The organism is Labrenzia sp. THAF82 (assembly GCF_009363435.1).
Lineage (GTDB): Bacteria > Pseudomonadota > Alphaproteobacteria > Rhizobiales > Stappiaceae > Roseibium > Roseibium porphyridii.
Genome location: NZ_CP045354.1, coordinates 1,990,221 through 2,011,474 on the forward strand (window position 1 = coordinate 1,990,221; position 21,254 = coordinate 2,011,474).

Genomic DNA, 21,254 nt, shown 5'->3' on the forward strand with positions numbered 1-21,254 from the left:
ATTGGCCTGGCATTTCTTGTCCCAAACAGCATTCCAGCAATTTGGCCCGTTCGAAAGATGACTGTGGCAGCAATAAACGGCTGGTTTTGCGCACATAGATACACCGCCATCGAACACGTCTCTCACACGATGCAAAATCCGCATTGATTGCATTGTGAAGCGAGATCGAAGACTGAGCATATCTCTGGAGAGTACGTAGATTATGGACTCACTAACACAATTTACGTTCGGGGCAGCAATCTCTGCCGCTTGCCTTGGATCGAAACTGGGACCCAGAAAAGCCGTATTGATCGGGGGACTGCTGGGAACCTTGCCCGACCTGGATGTCTTGATCCCGTTTGAGACGAAGATTGATCAATTTGTCTATCATCGCGGCTGGTCGCATTCGTTCTTCATTCATGCTGTTGCAGCTCCAGTGATTGGTGAATTGATCCTCCGTTTGTTCAAATCTCTTCAGGGTAGTCGGATACTCGTTTGGATGACCGTTTTCCTGTGTCTGACGACCCACGCGCTTCTCGATTCAATGAACGCCTACGGCGCACGGGTGTTCTGGCCATTCTTCCCAGATCCTGTCGGGACAGGTTCCATCTTTATTATTGATCCTGTTTTCACTGTGCCGTTGCTTGTCGCCGTCGCGTGGGCAATCGCCAGTGCAAACTGGTCAGCCGGCTTGAAAAAGATACTTGTAGCGTCACTCGTTTTCAGCACCGGCTATCTGGTCTGGGGCTTGATCGTCCAACAACATGTTCACGCGCGAGGCAAATCCATTTTTGCCGAACGAGGTATCGACGTAACGAACGTGAAGACGGTGGTCACACCCTTCAACACACTTCTCTGGCGTGTGATTGGGCAGGCGGACGGTGAATATTACAATTTATATGTGTCGCTCTTCGATGATGATCACGATGCCGTCGTTTATAAGCATGAGTTTGATTCTGCTCTCGTTTCGTGTGTTCTCGATGATCCTGAATATCAAAAGATGGTCTGGTTCAGCGATGGCTTTGTCAGGACAGATCTGATCGACGGCAGAATTATCGCCTCTGACTATCGCCTCGGTTTGACACCAAGCTACATCTTTCGGTTTGCAATTGCCGAATACGTGGATGGTCAGTTCAAAAAGATATCGCCAGAACCTATTTTACCAAGCATATCGAACGCAGGCACCGAATTTGGCTGGTTGGGGAACCGAATATCAGGCCGGCCATCCATCAGAGCATCCGAGCAAAAATTCCTCGAAAGAAACGAAGTTCAAGATATCGCCGAATGCTAGAAAATCACTGAGCGACCAATCTATTTTGCTGAAATTGCCATGAGCAGAAGCGAGATTGACGTCAACTTGCCCAGTAATGCGCAACGTCCCATGCAGGGATAATTTGGCATCTTGGTTCGGCAGATCGTACGACGCCATCCAAACGGCATCAAAGGGTTGGGGGATTGATGGTAGCGGAGGAGGGACTTGAACCCCCGACATGCGGACTATGATTCGACCGGAAAGAACGGCTACCTGTTTGTCTTGTTAGCTTTCGTGCCTCCAAAAATAGCTGTGCTTTAATGTGTCTGGCAGTGAAGGGTTTTCAGACCCAGTATAACCTGGAGTTAGTCGCTTCTCACTCTTCTCTGTGAGCCAGTGCAGGTGTTTATCGATGCCTGAGGTCAGAGGTTCGTCGGTGACTTCGATCTTGGCGCCCACAAACCGAACCTTTTTCCCGGTGCTCTTTTCCCGTTCATTCGGATGGATCCGTTGCACTGATGTCGGTTTGGTTTCATCAATGAAGCGAACCATCAACGGCACATATTGATCCGGCACTTTGCATTCGCCGGAAACTTGACCAACCATTCTGACAAAATCATCCCAGCTTCTGTCTCCCCGTTGTTCCTTAAGCTTGCATGCCCAAGAAACGAGAAAATCAAACCTGCCCTTGGTAGAAAATGTATATGTACCGTCGGGGGTGGGAGTGGTCATCAGGACGTACACCGCTCCATGACCCGGCAAATCAACCCTCACCGCTTCTCCATAAGTATGCCAACTAGCTTTATTGTGTCCGATCCCGCGAACGCGATAGACAACGAGTTTCTGAACAGAACTACCCGTTACCGGGACGCCGTCCACTTCGAATGTCACGTCGAGCCGGTAGTGAATAACTGATTTTGGAAAAAAATAGTTCCAGGCAAGCCACAGCACTATTGAGCCAGCAATTGCAATAACAGTTCGTTTCAAGAGGGCCTTTGTCGACCGTCTTTCCTTGTTCAATGTCACTTTGAGTCAAATTCCATGAGGATGCTGGATTGGTTGTGGGTGCTTGGCGCTGAAACTAAGAAGCGCAAAACGCAAACAATCCATTAACGCGCGTCTAGGCGAGCAGCTCATGTGCAATTTAAATTTTTTTGGAAAATTTGGTAGCGGAGGAGGGACTTGAACCCCCGACACGCGGATTATGATTCCGCTGCTCTAACCAGCTGAGCTACTCCGCCATCCAAAGCGGCTGGACCTTGTCAGGTCCGCGCGATGTGGGGTGCTTATAGTGAGCGGGCAGGCGGGCGTCAAGCGTTGAATGAGCGCCCGCCTGCATTCTTTTTTGCAGCTTCTCAAGCAGCCGAAACCGGGGCGTTCGCTTGTGGAAAATCAATGGCCTGTTCGCCGGTGCGCTCGGTTTTATGGATCCAGCCGCCCCCAAGAACCCTTGCGGTTTCATCATCGCCGTCAAAGAAAACGCAGGCCTGACCCGGTGCAACGCCTGTTTCGCCGTTTGCAAGGTCGACAAAGGCCTTTCCGTTCAGGATCCGAACCGTTGCAGGTGCCGGCGGACGGGTTGAGCGGACCTTGGCAAAGACTTCGATTTCGTCGCCTTCATCCAATGGCTGATCGCCGATCCAGTTGGTCTCGCGCAAGAGGATGGTCCGGGTCGCCAAGGCTTCTCTTGGCCCTACCACCACGCGCCGGTCGTCCGCGTCTAGCCGGACCACATAAAGCGGCTCGCCTGTCGCCACGCCTATGCCGCGCCGCTGACCGATCGTGAAATGAATGATCCCTTCGTGCCGGCCCAAGACGCGTCCGTCCATGTGAACAATGTCGCCAGGCTCAGCCGCGTTGGGACGCAGCTTGCGGATCACAGAAGCATAGTCACCGTCGGGCACAAAACAGATGTCCTGGCTGTCAGGTTTGTTGGCAACGGACAGGCCGAACTCCGCCGCAAGTTCACGGACTTTTTCCTTCGGCATACCACCAAGGGGAAAGCGCACGAAATCAAGCTGCTCCTGCGTTGTTGCAAACAGAAAGTAGCTCTGGTCACGGTCAAGATCCGTCGGGCGGAAGAGCGCCCGCTTGTTGCCCTTCTGGGATGAGCGCACATAGTGTCCGGTGGCAAGGGCATCCGCACCGAGATCGCGTGCGGTCTTCAGCAGATCGGTGAACTTTACCGTCTGGTTGCAGGAGACACACGGGATCGGTGTTTCGCCGGCAATGTAGCTGTCGGCGAACCGGTCCATCACCTGTTCCTTGAAGCGGCTCTCATAGTCCAGCACGTAATGTGGAATTCCGATCTTTTCCGCAGCCCTTCGCGCATCGTGAATGTCGACACCGGCGCAGCAGGATTTTGCCTTGGCCACGGCAGCGCCGTGGTCGTAAAGCTGCAGCGTGACGCCAATGACGTCATATCCTTCTGCCTTCATCAGCGCCGCGACGACTGAACTGTCGACGCCACCTGACATGGCAACGACGACACGCGTGTCTTCTGGGCGGCTGGGAAGATCCAGACTGTTTCGCATCAATTCAACTTCCAGAAGTTCTGGCGGATCAACCTGACCGGCACCGCTTTGTGCCGACAACAGCGGTCCCGGTCTCCACTATGGATTTTTGCCGGCCGCTCAGATCCTTTGTCTTTTCAAATTCGGCGGCACTATACAGATAAGCCTGGCGTCTGCCAATCGCATCCCCCGCATGGCAGGCACGCTTTGCCGGATCGGCAAAGCTTGCCGCCTGCTTTTTCGGTTTCTAACAGAGAAGGCATATTTTAGTTTATATTTTTCAATGGTTTGTCCAGTGTTTGAAAACTGGCCCGGTGCTTGCTTTCAATCCGGTGATGAAATGTGCCTGCTGTGGCGGGTAAGCGAATTGGGGGCAAATGTGCTGCCATTTGGAATGACGAATGATGTTTCGGCCAATGCCCTGGCTGCCGGTGCAAGCAGTCTGGGTGGTTCGGTCCAAATACCTGGTGTTGGCGGCAAGGTCTCCAACTTTGCGCGCGAGCTTGGGGCGCTTGAGGTCGGCGACGTCGGGTCTGCTGGTCAGTCTCTTGGTCAGGAGGGGCGGCTTTCGCTGCTCGATGCGGGTCTTGCAGGTGCGGAGGCGGAAGGCACGAAGGTTCCGTCCCTGGCTGATGCGGTATCTGTAACGCCAGCCGGAGATGGTGCGAGCCTTGTGGATGTCGCGCTGGGCGCACTTGATGAAGCTGGCGCTAGTCAATTGCCGGCTGAAGCGGTAGAGGCGCAGCCTGGGCAGGAAATATCCTCTGAGGATCTGCCGGAAAATGAAGAGGGAGCTGCCGACCCGCTGTTGGCGCTGTCAACTCTGCCGAGCGTAGAGGCAGGTTTCACTGCATTCGTGCCTGAGGGAGGCGTTTCCGGTGCAGCTTCTACTATCGGCGCGGCCGGTGTCGGTGCAAGCAATTCCGGTCAGGCGCCGGTTGGCAGTGCCGGCGTTTCCGGTGCAGCGAACGATCTATCGGCCGGGTCAGTGCCAGCTTTTGGCACGGGCTTGCCTGAGCCAGTTCGTCCTGTATCGAGCGCGGCCGGTCAGGCCGGGCCCGCAGCACCGCTGCAGGGAGGTCAGGCGGGAGTTGATACGGGGCAAGATGTTCCCGTCCCCGTTTCAACAAATACGCGTCGTTGGCAATCCGAGTTGCCGGAAGAATTCCGAGCGCCAACCCCTGGTGCGGGGTCAAAGCAGGTCGTACAGCAGCAGAGCCTTCAATCGCCAGTGCAGCCGGTATCCGGCGCAGTGCCGAGTGAGGGTGACTTGATGCTGGCAAGTGCATCCTTGAAGGAAGGTGGGCCTGAAAAGGGTCAGGCTGTCGAATTGCTTCGCCCGGCAGGAGAGACGGCAAAGCCATCCGTCGGAGTTTCGACACCCCTTGTCTCGAATGATGATGGTGCGCAGCTGCCGCAACTTCTGAAACAGGACGGAGCAGAGCAGAAGCCGACGCTTGCGACGCAGGCGGGCCCTTCAAGTCAGGCCAAAGACGCTGGAATTCCTTCCGGTCCCGCTGATCTGGCTCCGCAGGCAGCGTCACCAAACAAAGGCTTGAAGAGCTCTGATGCCTTGGTAAAGCCGGTTGCCGAGGTGTCTCCTCAGGCCGACAAGGCCAATGCGAAAGTGGCTGGCAATGCAGCGCCTGATGTCAACGCAGAGACTTCAAGAGAGAGACCGGTTGCAGCAAACGCGGGCGCTGACGCAGGACCACGTCCGGAGGCGCGCCTGGCAAACGGAGCACTGCCGGCAGCAGCAGCTGCTGCAGTGTCCGCCGGTGTGACGACAGAAAAACCGGATCTCTCACTGGTCACAGCTGACCTGAGCTTGAGCAGTGAAATCGGTTCGGCGACCGTACGGGGTGGCGAACTTACCGGTGCCATGCGCACTGAAAGCCTTCAAACGCCTAATCAGGCTCAATCGGCACAAGTGGCCTCTCAGGTGGCTGCGGAAATTGCCCGCAATCTGAAAAACGGCCAGACCCGTTTCCAGATGCGGTTCGATCCGCCTGAACTCGGGCGGGTTGAAGTCAATATGAAGGTGGGCTCGGACGGAAGCGTGCAGGCGCACCTGATCGTTGAGAGGCCGGAAACACTCGACATGTTCCTGCGCGACCAACGTGGGCTTGAACGCGCTTTGGAAGCTGCGGGTCTGAACCCGGATTCAGACAATCTGCAGTTTTCTCTAAAGCGGGATGGCGAACAACAATTTGCGTCCGGAAATGGCCAGGGTGACCAGCCCGCTGGCAGGCACGACGCCGATGGAGCAGAGGCTGCGGAGCTGGAGCCTGAAGTCGAGGACATCGTGCGCATGACGCTTGCCCAGCAACGCGGTGGTCTTGATCTGAAAATCTAAGGTGGGGCGGGACTGCGCCCAGGAGCTGACAATGACTGTAATTTCTTCTGCAACGTCGACGGCCGCTGAAAGCGCCAGCACGACAAGCCAGAACGGCTTGATGGCGAATTATGAGCTGTTCCTGAGCATTCTGACAACGCAGATCCAGAACCAGGATCCGCTCGATCCAATGGATTCAGCTGAGTACACAAATCAGCTGGTTCAATATTCCAACGTCGAGCAATCCATTCAGCAGAACAAGAACCTCGAAAGCATCATAGCTTCTCTGGAGTCCAACCAGAGCATGAGCTATGTCAGCTATATCGGGAACGAGATTACCGCAGATGCGTCCAGCACCTTGCTGTCCGGCAGTGCCGCCAGTTGGGGGTACGAGTTGCAAGAAGACGCTTCAGGCAGCTTTGAGATCCGCAATTCGAGTGGCGATCTTGTGTATAGCGGCGAAGTCGAGCTTAAAGCTGGATCGGGCACATTCAATTGGGCGGGACAGACCGATGCGGGAACGGATGCGGCTGATGGCGTTTATTCGATCTCGTTCGATTTGAGGGATGCCAACAGCCGTCCGGAAAAAGTCACGACCGCAGTCTCCGGCATTGTCGACAGCGTCGACTGGTCAAGCGGCTCGGCGGTACTAAGTGTCGATGGGCGAAGTGTACCTGTCTCGTCGGTGCTCTCAGTGTCCAGGCCAAGCTGAGGCCCCTTGAGGCTGCTCGATCAAAGCTGAAACCTCGCTGTATTTCAGCTGGCCGCGCGGCTGGACGTTTTCTTATGCGTTCGGTGAAGACTGTTACGTTGCTCAAGAAAAATCTCAAACCCGGTCTCTTGGACCTGATGCCATTTGCACTGGTTAACCGGATTGCGTTGCAATTTGCACGAGATAGTAATTATGGTTAATAAAACCATATTCATTAGTTAAACAATTGAATGATTATCTTTGTAGAATCCTAAATATCATTCACTAAATTTAGATTCTATAGTTAATAAAAACACAATTTTGCTTTAGGCGTTTGTTAAGCGTCGTCATGTAGTCTCAATTGAACCTTGGTCATGGTTAGTGTGAGAGTACAATGACCGAACATATTCGTTCGCGTGTAAAATATGTCATCGGGCCCGATGGTAGTCCGCTTACTATAGCAGACTTGCCTCCGACTTCGACAAAGCGGTGGGTTATCCGCCGCAAAGCTGAAGTGGTAGCTGCCGTTCGTGGGGGCCTTCTATCCCTTGAAGAAGCCTGCCAGAGATACACTCTGACGGTAGAGGAGTTCCTCTCCTGGCAAAGCTCTATTGAGAAGCACGGTCTTGCCGGGCTGCGGGCAACGCGCATCCAGCAATATCGCGCCTGATCCTCAAGGCACAATTTAGTATCCAGGCACGCGAAGGGCGTGCTTGAAGAAGGTCGGCTGCGCCGGCCTTTTTTGTTGATGATTTGATATTGCCGTTTTGACGGAACTTATCCAAAAATTAATAAAGTAGGCAGTTTTTCCCCACTTCCGTCGCATTTTGCACACGCCATTTCCGCAGAAAGCCGCCAATTCGTCGCTTTGGCGACATAATCGTTAACTGCTTGTTAACCATCTGGGCGGCAAATTTTGCCCATCAGGAGTGTGGTGTGTCGAACCGACTCCAACAATAACAGCTTTAGACATGCTTCAGATGCGGGCGGGCACTCGTGAACGGACTGATTGAATTCATAAAAGCGTTGGGACCAGCACGTATTGCTGCCATGGGAGCAGTTGCGGCGATCCTGATCGGCGTTTTCGCGTTCATTATCTTCCGGGTCACGTCTCCCCAGATGACGACGCTCTACAACGAGCTGACCCTGGAAGATTCAGCTGCCATCGTCACACAGCTTGAAAGCCAGGGTGTCCAATTCAAACTGACCCGTCAGGGCGCGACCATTCTGGTCGCGAAAGAACAGGTTGCGCGTTTGCGGATGCAGCTTGCCGCAGAAGGTCTGCCGACAGGTGGTTCGATCGGTTACGAGATTTTTGACCGCACCGATACTCTGGGTGCAACCAGCTTTGTTCAGAACATCAACCACTTGCGTGCGATGGAAGGCGAGTTGTCGCGAACCATCGGTTCGCTTGATCGTATTCGTGCTGCGCGGGTTCATCTCGTCATTCCTGAGCGGCAGTTGTTTCAGAAAGACCGCCGTCCGCCTTCAGCATCCATCGTTCTGAGTGTGCGCGGCGCGCTTGGTCCCGGCGAGATCCGCGCTGTGCAGCATCTTGTGGCAACGGCCGTCGACGGGCTTGATCCGGATCGTGTTTCCATTGTCGACGAAACAGGCCGACTGCTGGCGTCCGGTGTTGGCAATGACGAAGACGGCATGCTGACCGCCTCACTGCAAGAGCGTAACCAGGCGATTGAAGGACGTTTGCGCAATCAGGTCGAGGAGATTTTGAATTCCATCGTTGGGCCGGGTCGCGCACGTGTTCGGGTCAATGCCGAAGTCGACTACAACCGTTTGACCGAAACGACCGAAACCTTCGACCCGGAAGGGCAGGTCGTTCGGTCCACGCAAACCAAGGAAGAGGCGAGTTCGGCGATTTCTCGCAATGGACAAGTCACAGTTGGAAATCAGCTGCCGCAAGCTGAAGGCGATGTCGGTCAAGCTGGTGACCGGGATACCACAAGCGTTACCGAAGAGATTGTGAACTACGAGATTTCGCGCTCGACACGGACAGAGGTAATCGAGGCCGGTCAAATCAACCGTCTTTCCGTTGCAGTGCTTGTTGATGGCACCTATCAGCCTGACGGCAATGGTGATCCTGTCTATACACCGCGTTCGCAGGAAACGCTGGACCGGATTGCAGTGCTGGTGCGCTCCGCAATTGGCTTCGACGAAGAGCGCGGCGACCTGGTTGAAGTTGTCAATCTGCAATTCGCGCTGCCCCCGCAGGAAGATCTTCTGGCCGAAAGCGATGGTCTTTTCGACTTCACACGCGATGACATCATTCGCTTCGCAGAGCTTGGTGTTCTCTTCCTGATCGCAGTTCTTCTTCTTCTCTTTGTGGTTCGCCCACTGCTGCGTCGCATCGTAACGCCTGAGGAAAAGCAACCGCAGGAGTTGATGATCGGTCCCGATGGCACGTTGGTCGTGGAAACGGATGTGCCGCAGGAGGATGAGGCTGAGGACGAATTTGTTATCGAGTGGCTGGAGCAGGCCAAGCAGGAAGGCGCAATGCAGGCAAGTTCGATCGCCAAAGTGGGCGACATGATCAAGGATCACCCAACCGAGGCGGTCAACATCGTCCGCGGTTGGCTGGATGAACAGGCGGCCTGAGCGTGAGCGACCAACTCCAACAACAGCTTCAGGTCAGCTTAGACGAGGAAGACCGCGACCTTAAAGGCGCGGAGCGTGCAGCTGTTCTGTTGCTGGCGCTCGGCGAGTCCCACGGTACGCCGATCTGGTCGAAGCTGGATGAGATCGAAGTTCGTCAGGTTTCGGCTGCAATGGCCAATCTCGGGCCGGTCACGCCGAATATGCTGGAAGATCTTTTCAAGGACTTTGTCCGCAGGGTCAGCTCAAAGGGAGCCTTGACGGGCAACGTCGATGCGACGGAGCGGTTGTTGGCGAACTTTCTGCCCGGCGACAAGGTCAGCGTCATCATGGAGGAGATCCGTGGTCCTGCCGGGCGCAACATGTGGGAGAAACTCTCCAATGTGCAAGAAAATGTTCTGGCCAACTATCTGAAGAACGAATACCCGCAAACTGTGGCGGTGGTTCTTTCCAAGATCAATTCAGATCATGCCGCACGGGTGCTTGGTATTCTGCCCGAGGAACTGGCACTTGAAGTGGTCAGCCGCATGCTGCGCATGGACGCCGTGCAAAAGGAAGTTCTTGAGAAGGTCGAACAGACCCTCAGGGTAGAGTTCATGTCAAACCTGACCAACACCTCCAGGCGCGATAGCCACGAGATGATGGCCGACATCTTCAATAATTTCGACAGACAAACGGAAGCCAGGTTCCTTGCGGCGCTTGAAGAAGACAACCGTGAAGCCGCCGACCGCATCAAGACGTTGATGTTCACTTTCGACGATCTCCTGAAACTGGACGCAGCAAGCTGTCAGACACTTCTGCGCCACGTAGAAAAAGATCAGCTGGCCATTGCATTGAAGGGCTCAACCGATACGGCGCGCGACTTCTTCTTCGGCAACATGTCTTCGCGCGCGGCCAAATTGCTTCAGGACGACATGGATGCACTTGGGCCCGTAAGGCTGCGTGATGTCGACGAAGCTCAGACAAGCATGGTGAACAAGGCAAAGGACCTGGCGGCGAAGGGCGAGATCTTGATCTCCAAGTCCAAGGGTGACGACGAGATTATCTACTGATGCAGCAGCCAAACCGAACTTACAACAGAATGGGAAGCATGACGAACCCGTCCAAATTTCTGTTTGACATGGACTTTTCCGCTCAGGAAGAGGAGCCGGAGATCGTTGCTCCGCCTGAGCCGGAAATCCCGAAGATCCCTGTCGCCCAGCATGAGGAAATTCTGGAGAAGGCCAAGGCTCAGGCTTTCGAGGAAGGCCGGATAAAGGCGCTTCAGGACTTGCAGACCAAACAGGAAACTCTGCTGACAGAAGAAGTGAATCGCCTCGTCGTCGCTGTCGGCGACGTCGTGCACTCTCTGGACGAACAACAGGCCGCACGAGAAAAAGATGCGATTGGCCTTGCATTTCTTGTGGCTAGACGACTGTGCGCCCACCTGATCGCGCGTCAACCGCTGGCCGAAGCCGTGGCATTGGTGTCAGAATGCCTGGGTCCGCTTCGCAAGGCGCCTCATCTTGTGATCCGCATTGCGGAAAAGGATGTTGAGGCGCTGAAGTCGAAAGTGGATCCGATTGTCCATGAAAAGGGTTTTGAAGGCCGCCTTGTCATTTTGGGGGAACCCGAAATCAGCCGAGGCGATTGCCATATCGAATGGGCGGATGGCGGCATTCGGCGCGACCGGAAGGCTCTTGAAGCAGAGATCGACACTTCCATTCGGTCTTATTTGAGAGCCCGCGGCACCGCGAAGAAGGCACAAGTGTCCGACACGTCGGCGGAGAAAGGTACTGACGTATGAGTGACGAACAAATAGGCGAAGAGCAGGAACACAGCATTCCGCTCGACGAGTTGGAAGCGCCGCAGCGCAGTCTGGAAGAAGACGAAGTGCATGCGCCGCAATCCGCTGCCGACCTTGAGGCCGTTTTTGACGTGCCCGTTCGAATTTCTGCGGTGCTCGGACACTCGCGCATGCATGTCTCCGACCTCTTGAAACTGGCTTCAGGAACCGTTCTGGAGCTGGACCGCAAGGTTGGCGAGGCGATTGATATTTATGTGAATGACCGGCTGGTGGCGCGCGGCGAGGTTGTCCTTGTTGAGGACAAGCTCGGAGTGACCATGACGGAAATCATCAAGACGGATCGATAGGAAGAAAAGCGGATGCGTCTCTTAATTGTCGGAACACTTGGCGGACAGCTGACGACGGCATCGAAAATTGCGATGCAGGGCGGTGCGCAAGTCACCCACGCAGACGATGTGGAAGGCGCTCTGAAAGTCCTCAGATCCGGGCGCGGCGCCGATCTGATGATGGTCGAGGTCCATCTGGACATTGCAGGCCTGATCACGAAACTACAGAACGAACGGGTTCATGTTCCGGTGGTTGCCTGTGGCGTCGAAACGGACGCACAGGCAGCAGTTTCAGCCATTCGTGCCGGTGCCAAGGAATACATACCGCTGCCGCCGGACCCGGAAATGATCGCTGCGGTTCTGGCAGCCGTCGCGCAGGAGCGCGGTGATCTCATCTACCGTGACGAAGCGATGGCCAGCGTCGTGAAACTGGCCGAGCAGGTGGCTCCTTCCGAGGCCTCGGTGCTGATTACCGGTGAGAGCGGAACGGGCAAGGAAGTTATTGCACGACACGTCCACAAGTGCTCCAACCGCGCGTCGAAGCCATTCATTTCGATCAATTGCGCGGCGATCCCGGAACATCTTCTGGAATCGGAGCTGTTCGGGCATGAAAAGGGAGCGTTCACAGGAGCTGTTGCCCGCAGGATTGGCAAATTCGAGGAAGCCGATGGTGGTACCCTGCTTCTCGATGAGATTTCAGAAATGGATGTGCGCTTGCAGGCAAAACTGTTGCGGGCCATTCAGGAGCGGGTCATTGACCGGGTTGGCGGCACGCGTCCTGTTCCGGTCAATATCAGAATTTTGGCGACATCCAACCGGGATCTTGCCGAAAGCGTCCGACAGGGGCAGTTCCGTGAGGACCTTTTGTTCCGGCTGAACGTGGTGAACCTGAAACTGCCTGCGCTACGTGAACGTCCGGCAGATATCATGGAACTCGCGCTGTTCTTCATAAAGCACTATTCGGAAGCCAATGGAGTCCCACAGCGCAACGTTGCGGGTGAAGCGCGACAGGCGCTGATGGCCAATCCCTGGCCGGGCAATGTGCGCGAGCTTGAAAACACGATGCACCGGGCTGTCCTGTTGGCATCCGGTGCAGAGATAGGCGTTGAGGCGATCCGCATGCCGGATGGTACACCGCTCGCCATTTCCAGGAGCCCTGCGGAACGTGCCGCGCAAACAGCAGAAGCGGTAACCAGATCCTTTGTTGGCCGCACTGTTGCGGACGTTGAACGGGACCTCATTCTGGACACACTGGATCATTGCCTTGGCAACCGAACCCATGCTGCGAAAATCCTGGGCATTTCCATCCGTACGCTTCGCAACAAGCTGAACCAATATACCGACGAGGGCGTCAGTGTACCCAGCCCCGGCGAAGCACGAGCGTGAAAATTCGACAAGGCAATTGTTGACTGACGAATGGTGTTTCAAAGCTTTTGACCAGAAGCACTTTTAAGGAACCGGAATAAGAATGTCGGACACGGCAGCAGGCGGACAAGGCGGACCGGGCGGACCAGCACCGGAGCAGAAGGCGGCAGCACCTCAAGCCGGTGGCGCTTTTGCGGGTTTTCCGAGCATGCAGGAGTTGATCGACACCCTCCGCAAGGGTGACGTCGGTCTTGCGACCGGCATTCTGATCATTCTGACGCTTTTGATCCTGCCGATGCCTCCGGTCATGCTGGACATGTTCCTGGCGGTGTCGATCATCTTTTCGGTTCTGATTTTGATGACCGGGCTGTTCATTCAAAAGCCGCTGGAATTCTCCTCTTTTCCGACAGTGCTGCTCATTGCAACAATGCTGCGGCTCGGCCTGAACATCGCCTCCACCAGGTTGATCCTTTCCAATGGTCACGAAGGAACGTCTGCGGCCGGGAATGTCATTCAGTCCTTCGGCAATCTCGTCATGGGCGGGAACTTTGTCATTGGGATCATCGTGTTTGCGATCCTGGTGATTGTGAACTTTGTCGTCATCACCAAAGGTTCCGGCCGTATCGCAGAAGTTGCCGCAAGGTTTACACTCGACGCAATGCCGGGCAAACAGATGGCCATCGATGCTGACCTCTCAGCAGGTCTCATCGATGAGAGTGAAGCCAAGTCACGGCGCAAGGCGCTGGAAGATGAGAGCTCGTTTTTCGGTGCCATGGATGGTGCGTCGAAATTCGTGCGCGGCGATGCGATTGCCGGACTCCTGATTACCTTCATCAATATTCTGGGCGGCATCTTCATCGGCGTGGCCCAGATGGAACTGTCATTTTCCGAGGCCGCCAACAACTATACGCTTCTGACCATCGGCGATGGCCTTGTTTCGCAAATTCCCGCACTGATCGTGTCGACTGCAGCTGGCCTTCTGGTCTCAAAAGCCGGCGTTCACGGTGCTGCAGACAAGGCCCTGACCAGCCAGTTCACTGGTTATCCGAAAGCGCTCGGAATGTCGGCAGCCGTCATGGTCATCCTGGCGCTTCTGCCCGGCATGCCGATGGTACCGTTTTTCGGTCTGGCAGGCGTCGCCGGTTACCTCGCGTTCCGTATCAGCGCTGGCAAGAAACAGGAAGCGGCCAAGGTTGCGCAGAAAAAAGCCATTGAGGCCGCACCGAAGCCACCGCCCGAACCGCCGATCACAGACGCTCTGAAAATGGACGAGCTTCGTATCGAGCTTGGCTATGCCTTGTTGCCGCTGATCAACGGCAAGGCGCAGAACGATGGTGACGTGCTTACAGAGCAGATCAAGGCGCTTAGACGGCAGGTTGCCGGCGATATGGGTGTGATCATGCCGCCGGTCCGCATTCTGGACAATATCCAGCTTGGTGCGAACGACTACGTCATCAAGGTCAAGGAAGTCGAAGCCGGGCGCGGCATTCTTTATCCGAACCACTTCATGGTCATGGATCCGGCGGGCGGTCAGGTCAAGCTGCCGGGAACGCACACGACCGAACCGACTTTCGGATTGCCGGCAACCTGGGTCGAGGCGCAGTACCGTGAAGATGCGTCCTTGCGTGGTTACACGGTGGTCGATCCCGCAACCGTTTTGTCCACCCATCTGACCGAGACGATCAAGGCCAATATCAGCGAGTTGCTCACTTATGGTGATGTTCAAAAGCTGCTGAAGGAACTGCAAGGCGAACAGGCCAAGCTCGTTGAGGATCTTGTGCCCTCGCAGATCACCGTGTCCGGTCTGCAGCGGGTGCTGCAAGCGCTGCTCAATGAACGAATTTCGGTGCGCGATCTCGGCACGATCCTGGAGGGCGTGTCAGAAGCAACCGGCATGACACGCAACACGGATACAATTGCAGAGCATGTTCGCATGCGGCTCGGCAGACAGATTTGTGCAGCCAATCTTGCACCCGGCGGATATCTGCCTCTGGTCGCCTTGTCGCCGCAATGGGAGCAGGCGTTTCTGGAATCGATTGTCGGTGAAGGCGATGATCGTCAGCTCGCCATGCAGCCAAGCAAGTTGCAGGAGTTCGTCGGCAAAGTGCGGGATGCTTTCGAAGAAGCAGCCCAGCAGGGCGAGGTGCCCGTGCTTCTGACATCGCCGCAAACCCGACCCTTCGTCCGCTCCATCGTCGAGCGCTTCCGAGCACATACGACGATCATGAGTCAATCGGAAGTGCATCCGCGCATCAAGTTGAAGACCATCGGCTCGATCTGATCGGGCGCTCTTCAAGCGAGAGCCCGATCAAGAACTGCCTGGTTTTCATCAGGCCTGTCAGAGACAGGGAAGAAGATCCTCTTCGAAATAGGGTTTCTGATTTCTCCAGAACATATAGTCGACTTTCAGGAAATCCTTCGCGAAGGCATGGAGGACGGGCACTATGTTTTTTCGCTCATGGAGAACTTTCAGCGTATTCGTTTCGCCGATGTAGTTACCGTCCTGGACCGCAATCCCAAGAGGGGCTGAATAGGACCGTTCGTGCATCATCGCCAAGGTATGGTTCAACTGACCCTTCCGGGTGTAGATCAGATCCGGGCCACCAAGACCAACTCCCGTTTCTTCGCCAAATTCGTAAAGCCCGCTCAAGTACCCCTGGTCCTCCCATGGGCGCCACTCACCGGGCATGAAGTTGGCGTAAAGCATCACGGTGGACGTTCGAAAGGCTGATTTTAAAGCGCGCATATTGGTTTTCACGCTGCTTGCATAGATCGAAGAGGAAAACGAAGGATCTGTCTCAGAACTGATGCCGATTGCGGTTTCCTGAAGATTTAGCCCCTCGATCTCGCCGTCAAACTCTTCACCGAGCGCTTTCAAGAGCGCTGCAAAACGACCCTGCACCGCATTGTTCCAGCGTTTTGCGACCCAGCCTTCCAGTTCGCCGTCGTCTGTATATTGAGGTGAAACACCACCATCATATCGGGAAGACAGCAGATAGTTTGGAACAGGCTTGAAATGCGGTGAAAACGAAGCGTCCTGTAATTGTACGAAGAGTTTTTTCCCATGGGCGGCCAAATAGACGAGGTCATCTTCTATTGCTGAGAAATCATATCGCCCCTGTGAAGGTTCCAACTGCCTCCAGGAATACATGATCTGCGCTCCGGAAAGACGGTCGTTCTTCAAGAGGGGATGATCCCGGATCGAAGCACGGTCGCGTGCGAAATAGACGAAATGCGTGATGTTGTCGGCTTCAAGCGGACAAGAAGCGGCTGAATACTCCTTGTGGGCATTCAGATATTTTTCACTGGGATTGTCCGATGCCTGACTGATCGTGGTGCCAATGAAAAGACTCGCGATTGCAATCGCTGCTGTAGAAAACTGAGCGTTCATGAAGTTTGCCTTGCGTGGATTATCGCGCTTGGAGCGTGATTTTGACGCTTTGGACAATACCCACGATGTCTAAGACTACGGCCCTGCTGTTGCGCATGTCAGGTGCAGATTTGGTGCAGGTATGAGGTCAGGTTCAGGGTTGTCTCTCAGACTGACTGTCAACGGGAAATGCAATCCGGAAGAGCGCGCCTTCCGGTGACGGAGCCGCCTCAATCCGAGTGCCATATCGCTCAAGAATGGCATTCACAACCGAGAGGCCGAGACCGGTCCCGCCGTTGTCGCGCCGGGTCGTATAAAAGGGCTCGGTTAGCCGGCTTATATCCTTGTCTTCAAATCCTTCGCCATTGTCCAGGATCTCAAGCACATTGTCCCGCCAGACAATCCTGATCTGGCTGGCGCCATGGCCGATTGCATTTTGTACAAGATGTGCAAAAACCGTCTGCCCGTGTCGGAGAGAAAGCGGCAGGATGGCATCATCCGGTGTCGTGATGATATGCAAATCGGATGGCGCCGGCAGCATGTCTGCCAATTTTGCAGGCGAGCCCCTCATTTGTTGACGCAGTCTTGTTATGTCCCGAAGCTGATTTAACAACCTTTCCATTCGCTGCCCCTGGGCTTTCAGGGTTTCAAGAAGTTGCCTGCGTGAGGCGTCGGGCAGGGAGCTTTCTTCGAGTAGTTCGGAAGCAGAAATTATGGCAGTCACTGGTGCCTTCAGTTCATGTGTGACATGTGTCGTGTAGGTGCTGATTTCTGTCGATCGCTCCGAAAGGGTCCTTGCCATTGAAACGACGGCGTCACCGAGCTGCGCCAGTTCGCGGGTTCCGTAGTGCTGCAAGTGGTCCAGGTTTTCCAGGTCGCCCCTTGCCAGAGCGCGTGCCCGGTTTCGTAGATCCATTATGGGCCTGGAAATCTGCCGAACAAGCAAAATACCAAGAAGGGTAGCGCCAATAGCGGTCACAGCTGCGACGACAATGACTGACAGCCACTCCTCAGAAAGATAAGTGCCTAGCTCGTCGGGTGTTCGGGAGAGATAAACAGCCCCGATCACGCGATTTTCGCTGATCACCGGATAGGCGACAAACACCCTGAACCCGGTTCCTCGATTCAGTCGGATGAAGGAAGATGACCTTTCAGCTCCACTGCGCCACCTCAGTACTGCGCCTATTCCGCCGTTGAGAGCCTTGTTGACCTCGGGCAACTCCGCAAAACCTTCCGGAGTGCTCGCATGAAGGTCCCGGCCTTTGTGATCGAGAAACAAGACGTTTGAAAGCGTTGTGCGACCAGCTCGTTTTGACAAAAGCTCAAGATCTGGCGCTATTGCCCGGTGTCTGTTCCCAGGAGCAAGTGCAACTGGTTTTGCGCCAGGTCGAACCGGGAGGACCTTATCCTGTCGCAGGTCCAGCAACGGCCGAAATGTTCTTGCGCTCGCGTTCCAGAAAACCCGTTTTTGGGGGGGCAGATAGTAGCCGGGCATTTTCTCGCCTCCGGTCTCGCGTGTCGCTGCCTCGAACGCAGCAGCGTAGGCGCTGGAGTAGATCGCCCCTTGTTGGATAAGTGATTGTTCGGTCTCATGAATGAAGCGGTTGACCCCCAGTTTCAGGATCAGGATTGCACTCACGGGCACTGCAAACATTACACAGCAGACCACCAGCACCATGAATGACATGGGCGGTTGCCATCTCTGAACTGGCCCGCTCACTGCGTGTCTTGCTCCAGCTTGCAAGTTCCAAGTCGCAGCCCGGCACCGCGGACTGTCCTTATGAAATCAGGACAATCGAGCGAAGCCGCCTTAGCTCTGACATTGCGCACGTGGCTGTCGATTGTCCGACCCGACAGAGCGCTGTTGCGGCCATACATTCCTTCAATCAACGTGTTTCGGTCGAGCATCTTGTCCGGTTGATGCAAGAGCGTTGTCAGCAAAGCGAATTCCGTTGCGGTCAGCGGCAACTCTTTGGATCCGAGGCGGCACTGATGTGCCCGCGTGTCGAGTTGTAGGTCTCCGTGTTGCAGCAAGTCCTCATCCGTTCCTTTGCCGCGGCCAAGGATGGCTTTGATCCGCAAGACGAGTTCGCGTGGAGAAAAGGGTTTTGAAACATAATCGTCGGCCCCAAGTTCGAAACCAACCACACGATCAACTTCTTCATCGCGAGCGGTCAGAAACAGGATTGGCACACGCGACAGACTTCGGATGTGCCGGCAACAATCAAAGCCGTTCATGACCGGCATGCCGACATCCAGAATGACGAGGTCCGGCATTTGTTGCTGCATGATGTCGAGCGCGTGTTGCCCGCTTGAGGCCTCGGCAGTGGACATCCCGGCATTTTCAACGGCGATCCGGACGATGCCACGTAAATGTGCATCGTCATCGACGATCAGAATGTTTGGTATCATGGCGCAACTCGTTGATCCCCGTTTTTAAGTCGAGGGACGTAGCAATTTAGTTATACACAATTTTGACTAGAATCAGGCCTGGCGGCTGGTGAGCGAATTCTCAAGATTGCAGCAATTGATTGTGGGTCAAGACAGCTTTGATGAAAAGCAGTGCACGTCCACGGGATGAAGCCTGATCGAGCCACAACGACTGGTGTCACATGCGACAGTATTAAGGTCTATCGGCAATTACGGTGGCGTCAGGTTTTGAGTCAGACAATCACGTTGATGCGGGACATGACCGCAGTGGGGCTCGCATAGGCCGTGCCCTGACCCTGGTTTTGCATCAGGAAAACAGTGTTTGCCTGGCTCGCCTGAACACCGATGTTGGTGAAGTTGCTGGCAAGGTTGCGAAGTTCCTGCATTTTTTGAGTGGATGCCTGGCGTCGTTTGGCCCAGGCCTTGTTGTAGTCGGACCAAGTCGATTTCCGTTGTGAACGGAACTTGTTGTGATAGTCGCGCTGGACGTAGTTTCCGACCTTGGGCATCTTCGCATCTTTCCTGGATACCCCGCCAAGGTCTCAAGTCTTGGTTAACAGCCGGTTAACTCGTCGCAATACGCGAATCGACCCCTTGGTGAGGGGGCTTCCAACTGCTATTTGCGAACTGAAGACACGGTTTCCTGGAGGGAAAATGACCACCAAAGTGCTCGATGTGGATGGCTATACGGATGTGCCTGATGGAAAGATCGCTTTTATCGTCACCTATCTGGAAATGCTTCGTGCACCGGAAAAGCCCATTGCGGCACCTCGAGACGATATTACGTTGGAGCGGTGGGCTGCTCCTGATCTAGATGATTATCGCGCTCTGTTTCGGCAGGTCGGTGAAGACTGGATCTGGTTCGGACGTCTTGTTTATGACGATGCCACTTTAAGTAACATGCTCGGTGAGCCGACGCGGGAAAACTACTTGCCACTTAGAAATGGAAAGCCAATCGGCACTCTGGAGCTTGACTTTGCCAATCCCGAGGAGCCGGAAGTTGCCTATTTTGGCCTGGTGCCAGAAGCAATTGGCGGGGGGGCAGGGCGCTGGCTCATGGCGCAAGCTGTCGAAATGGCCTGGGCACGGCCGCAGACCAAACGTCTTTGGCTCCACACATGTACGGGTGACAGTCCGCAGGCGCTGAAATTTTATATGTCCTGCGGTTACAGGCCCTACAAGCGTGCTGTCGAGATTGCCGACGATCCAAGGCTTCTGGGTCTTCACGACAAGGAAAGAGCGCCGCATATTCCGGTTATCGGTTAGCGCTTCGATTCTCGTACCTGATGGTTCTGCCACTTCGGCGCGCTCTCGAACTTGAGCGGATCACGCGCTGACCTTGACGCGCTCCGGGAAGGCATTGGCGATCGACTGGCGGTTGGCATCGAGCACACCTCGTTCCGTGATCAACCCGGTGACAAGACGTGCAGGGGTCACATCGAAAGCCGGATTGCCGACGGCAGAGCCATCGGCAACGATGTTGATCGTCTCGATCGAACCACCTTCAGTGCGGCCGGTTATCTGGCTGACTTCGTTGCCACCGCGTTCTTCGATTGGAATTTCCCGAACGCCATCGGAAAGCGAAAAATCGATGGTCGGTGAGGGAAGGGCAACAAAGAAGGGCACATTGTTGTCCTTGGCTGCGAGTGCCTTGAGATAGGTGCCGATCTTGTTGCAAACATCTCCGGTGGCTGTCGTGCGGTCTGTCCCGGTGATGACAATGTCGACCTCGCCATGCTGCATCAAGTGGCCACCTGCATTGTCGACAATCACGGTATGCGGCACGCCGTGATGGCCTAGTTCCCAAGCGGTCAAAAAAGCTCCCTGGTTTCTGGGCCGGGTCTCGTCCACCCACACATGGACCGGTATGCCGCTGTCGTGAGACATATAGACAGGGGCTGTTGCCGTTCCCCAGTCGACCGTTGCCAGCCAGCCGGCATTGCAATGCGTCAAGATGTTGACTGGCTCGCCTTCACGTTTGGTCCTTGCAATGGCCGCGATCAATTCCATGCCATGCATGCCGATTGCCATGTTGATGGCAATGTCCTCATCGCAGATGTCGTTCGCCAGCGTAAAGGCAGCCTCGGTGCGTATTTCCGGAGCGACCTGAATGAGAGTTTTGCGAGCACGGTCGAGTGCCCAATGGAGATTGACCGCGGTCGGACGTGTTTCCAGCAGGGCGGAACAGGCCGCGTGCAAGGCATCATCAGACGGATCCGCGCGCATGGCCAATGCTACGCCATAGGCAGCAGTTGCGCCGATCAGGGGAGCGCCACGCACCTGCATCACGCGGATCGCATGTGCGGCATCCTCCATCGTGTGCAGTTTCACGATTTCAAATGCGTATGGAAACTTTGTCTGGTCGATGATTTCGACCGACGCACCGTCTGCTGCAAGCCAGATGGTGCGATACTTCTTGCCGTCCACATTCATCGCAACGTCTCCTTGAACCTGGTGCGGATTGTTTTTGCATAACCCATGAACATGCCACACGCCAGCATGGGCTTGCTGGCGTCAGGGTTAAAAATCCCTTAAGCTTTGTTAACCATGTTCAGATCAATGCCGGTGGATAGCTGGTGGTAACGGCGTCAAGGCTG

At 55.1% G+C, this 21,254-nt stretch carries 18 protein-coding genes and 1 tRNA gene; 11 read left to right on the forward strand and 8 right to left on the reverse strand.

What is annotated here, in order from left to right; translation table 11 throughout:
• Positions 1 to 202 precede the first annotated feature (202 nt).
• Complete coding sequence (locus FIV00_RS09285; RefSeq protein ID WP_152500485.1) at positions 203 to 1,270, forward strand: metal-dependent hydrolase; 1,068 nt, start codon at positions 203 to 205, stop codon at positions 1,268 to 1,270.
• A gap of 246 nt (positions 1,271 to 1,516) precedes the next feature.
• On the opposite strand, the gene FIV00_RS09290 is transcribed toward FIV00_RS09285, so the two are convergent.
• The 3 genes from FIV00_RS09290 to mnmA form a co-directional block, all read right to left on the reverse strand.
• Positions 1,517 to 2,257 (reverse strand): hypothetical protein, encoded by a 741-nt coding sequence (locus tag FIV00_RS09290; protein WP_209006875.1) that lies wholly within the window; start codon positions 2,255 to 2,257, stop codon positions 1,517 to 1,519.
• 138 nt (positions 2,258 to 2,395) lie between these two features.
• Positions 2,396 to 2,472, reverse strand: a tRNA-Met gene (locus FIV00_RS09295).
• A 114-nt stretch (positions 2,473 to 2,586) separates the two neighbouring features.
• Positions 2,587 to 3,765: a tRNA 2-thiouridine(34) synthase MnmA gene (gene mnmA / locus FIV00_RS09300; protein WP_152504187.1), complete on the reverse strand. Its 1,179-nt coding sequence runs from the start codon at positions 3,763 to 3,765 to the stop codon at positions 2,587 to 2,589.
• A 319-nt stretch (positions 3,766 to 4,084) separates the two neighbouring features.
• Between mnmA and FIV00_RS09305 the strand changes: the two genes are divergently transcribed.
• The 9 genes from FIV00_RS09305 (at position 4,085) to flhA (ending at position 15,138) form a co-directional block, all read left to right on the forward strand.
• Positions 4,085 to 6,100, forward strand: coding sequence for a flagellar hook-length control protein FliK (locus FIV00_RS09305; protein WP_209006876.1), 2,016 nt, complete (start codon positions 4,085 to 4,087; stop codon positions 6,098 to 6,100).
• Positions 6,101 to 6,131: 31 nt separating this feature from the next.
• The gene (locus FIV00_RS09310; RefSeq protein ID WP_152500488.1) at positions 6,132 to 6,791 is read left to right on the forward strand and encodes a flagellar hook assembly protein FlgD; all 660 of its coding nucleotides are present in this window, start codon (positions 6,132 to 6,134) and stop codon (positions 6,789 to 6,791) included.
• Between the two features lie 373 nt (positions 6,792 to 7,164).
• Positions 7,165 to 7,440 carry a DUF1153 domain-containing protein gene (locus FIV00_RS09315; RefSeq protein WP_152500489.1) on the forward strand — a complete coding sequence of 92 codons (276 nt, stop codon included), beginning with the start codon at positions 7,165 to 7,167 and terminating at the stop codon, positions 7,438 to 7,440.
• 326 nt (positions 7,441 to 7,766) lie between these two features.
• Positions 7,767 to 9,383, forward strand: coding sequence for a flagellar basal-body MS-ring/collar protein FliF (fliF, locus tag FIV00_RS09320; RefSeq protein ID WP_152500490.1), 1,617 nt, complete (start codon positions 7,767 to 7,769; stop codon positions 9,381 to 9,383).
• Between the two features lie 2 nt (positions 9,384 to 9,385).
• A complete protein-coding gene (gene fliG / locus FIV00_RS09325) occupies positions 9,386 to 10,432 on the forward strand; it encodes a flagellar motor switch protein FliG (protein ID WP_152500491.1) in 1,047 nt (348 codons plus the stop codon).
• A gap of 38 nt (positions 10,433 to 10,470) precedes the next feature.
• The gene (locus tag FIV00_RS09330) at positions 10,471 to 11,166 is read left to right on the forward strand and encodes a FliH/SctL family protein (protein ID WP_209006877.1); all 696 of its coding nucleotides are present in this window, start codon (positions 10,471 to 10,473) and stop codon (positions 11,164 to 11,166) included.
• Entirely contained in the window at positions 11,163 to 11,513 is a 351-nt protein-coding gene (gene fliN, locus FIV00_RS09335; RefSeq protein ID WP_152500493.1) for a flagellar motor switch protein FliN, read from the forward strand. The genes FIV00_RS09330 and fliN overlap by 4 nt, the downstream gene beginning before the upstream one ends.
• A gap of 12 nt (positions 11,514 to 11,525) precedes the next feature.
• The gene (locus FIV00_RS09340; protein ID WP_152500494.1) at positions 11,526 to 12,878 is read left to right on the forward strand and encodes a sigma-54 dependent transcriptional regulator; all 1,353 of its coding nucleotides are present in this window, start codon (positions 11,526 to 11,528) and stop codon (positions 12,876 to 12,878) included.
• A gap of 82 nt (positions 12,879 to 12,960) precedes the next feature.
• Positions 12,961 to 15,138 (forward strand): flagellar biosynthesis protein FlhA, encoded by a 2,178-nt coding sequence (flhA, locus tag FIV00_RS09345; protein ID WP_152500495.1) that lies wholly within the window; start codon positions 12,961 to 12,963, stop codon positions 15,136 to 15,138.
• A 57-nt stretch (positions 15,139 to 15,195) separates the two neighbouring features.
• On the opposite strand, the gene FIV00_RS09350 is transcribed toward flhA, so the two are convergent.
• The 4 genes from FIV00_RS09350 to FIV00_RS09365 form a co-directional block, all read right to left on the reverse strand.
• Positions 15,196 to 16,248 carry a hypothetical protein gene (locus FIV00_RS09350; protein WP_152500496.1) on the reverse strand — a complete coding sequence of 351 codons (1,053 nt, stop codon included), beginning with the start codon at positions 16,246 to 16,248 and terminating at the stop codon, positions 15,196 to 15,198.
• 133 nt (positions 16,249 to 16,381) lie between these two features.
• Positions 16,382 to 17,914, reverse strand: coding sequence for a HAMP domain-containing sensor histidine kinase (locus FIV00_RS09355; RefSeq protein WP_152500497.1), 1,533 nt, complete (start codon positions 17,912 to 17,914; stop codon positions 16,382 to 16,384).
• Between the two features lie 29 nt (positions 17,915 to 17,943).
• Positions 17,944 to 18,639 carry a response regulator transcription factor gene (locus FIV00_RS09360; protein WP_152500498.1) on the reverse strand — a complete coding sequence of 232 codons (696 nt, stop codon included), beginning with the start codon at positions 18,637 to 18,639 and terminating at the stop codon, positions 17,944 to 17,946.
• A 251-nt stretch (positions 18,640 to 18,890) separates the two neighbouring features.
• The gene (locus tag FIV00_RS09365; protein ID WP_152500499.1) at positions 18,891 to 19,166 is read right to left on the reverse strand and encodes a flagellar biosynthesis protein; all 276 of its coding nucleotides are present in this window, start codon (positions 19,164 to 19,166) and stop codon (positions 18,891 to 18,893) included.
• A gap of 145 nt (positions 19,167 to 19,311) precedes the next feature.
• Here FIV00_RS09365 and FIV00_RS09370 point away from each other — a divergent pair, with 145 nt between their 5' ends.
• The gene (locus FIV00_RS09370; RefSeq protein WP_152500500.1) at positions 19,312 to 19,923 is read left to right on the forward strand and encodes a GNAT family N-acetyltransferase; all 612 of its coding nucleotides are present in this window, start codon (positions 19,312 to 19,314) and stop codon (positions 19,921 to 19,923) included.
• 60 nt (positions 19,924 to 19,983) lie between these two features.
• Here the strand turns inward: FIV00_RS09370 and mtnA are convergent, their stop codons facing one another.
• The gene (gene mtnA, locus FIV00_RS09375; RefSeq protein ID WP_152500501.1) at positions 19,984 to 21,090 is read right to left on the reverse strand and encodes an S-methyl-5-thioribose-1-phosphate isomerase; all 1,107 of its coding nucleotides are present in this window, start codon (positions 21,088 to 21,090) and stop codon (positions 19,984 to 19,986) included.
• Positions 21,091 to 21,254: the final 164 nt, after the last annotated feature.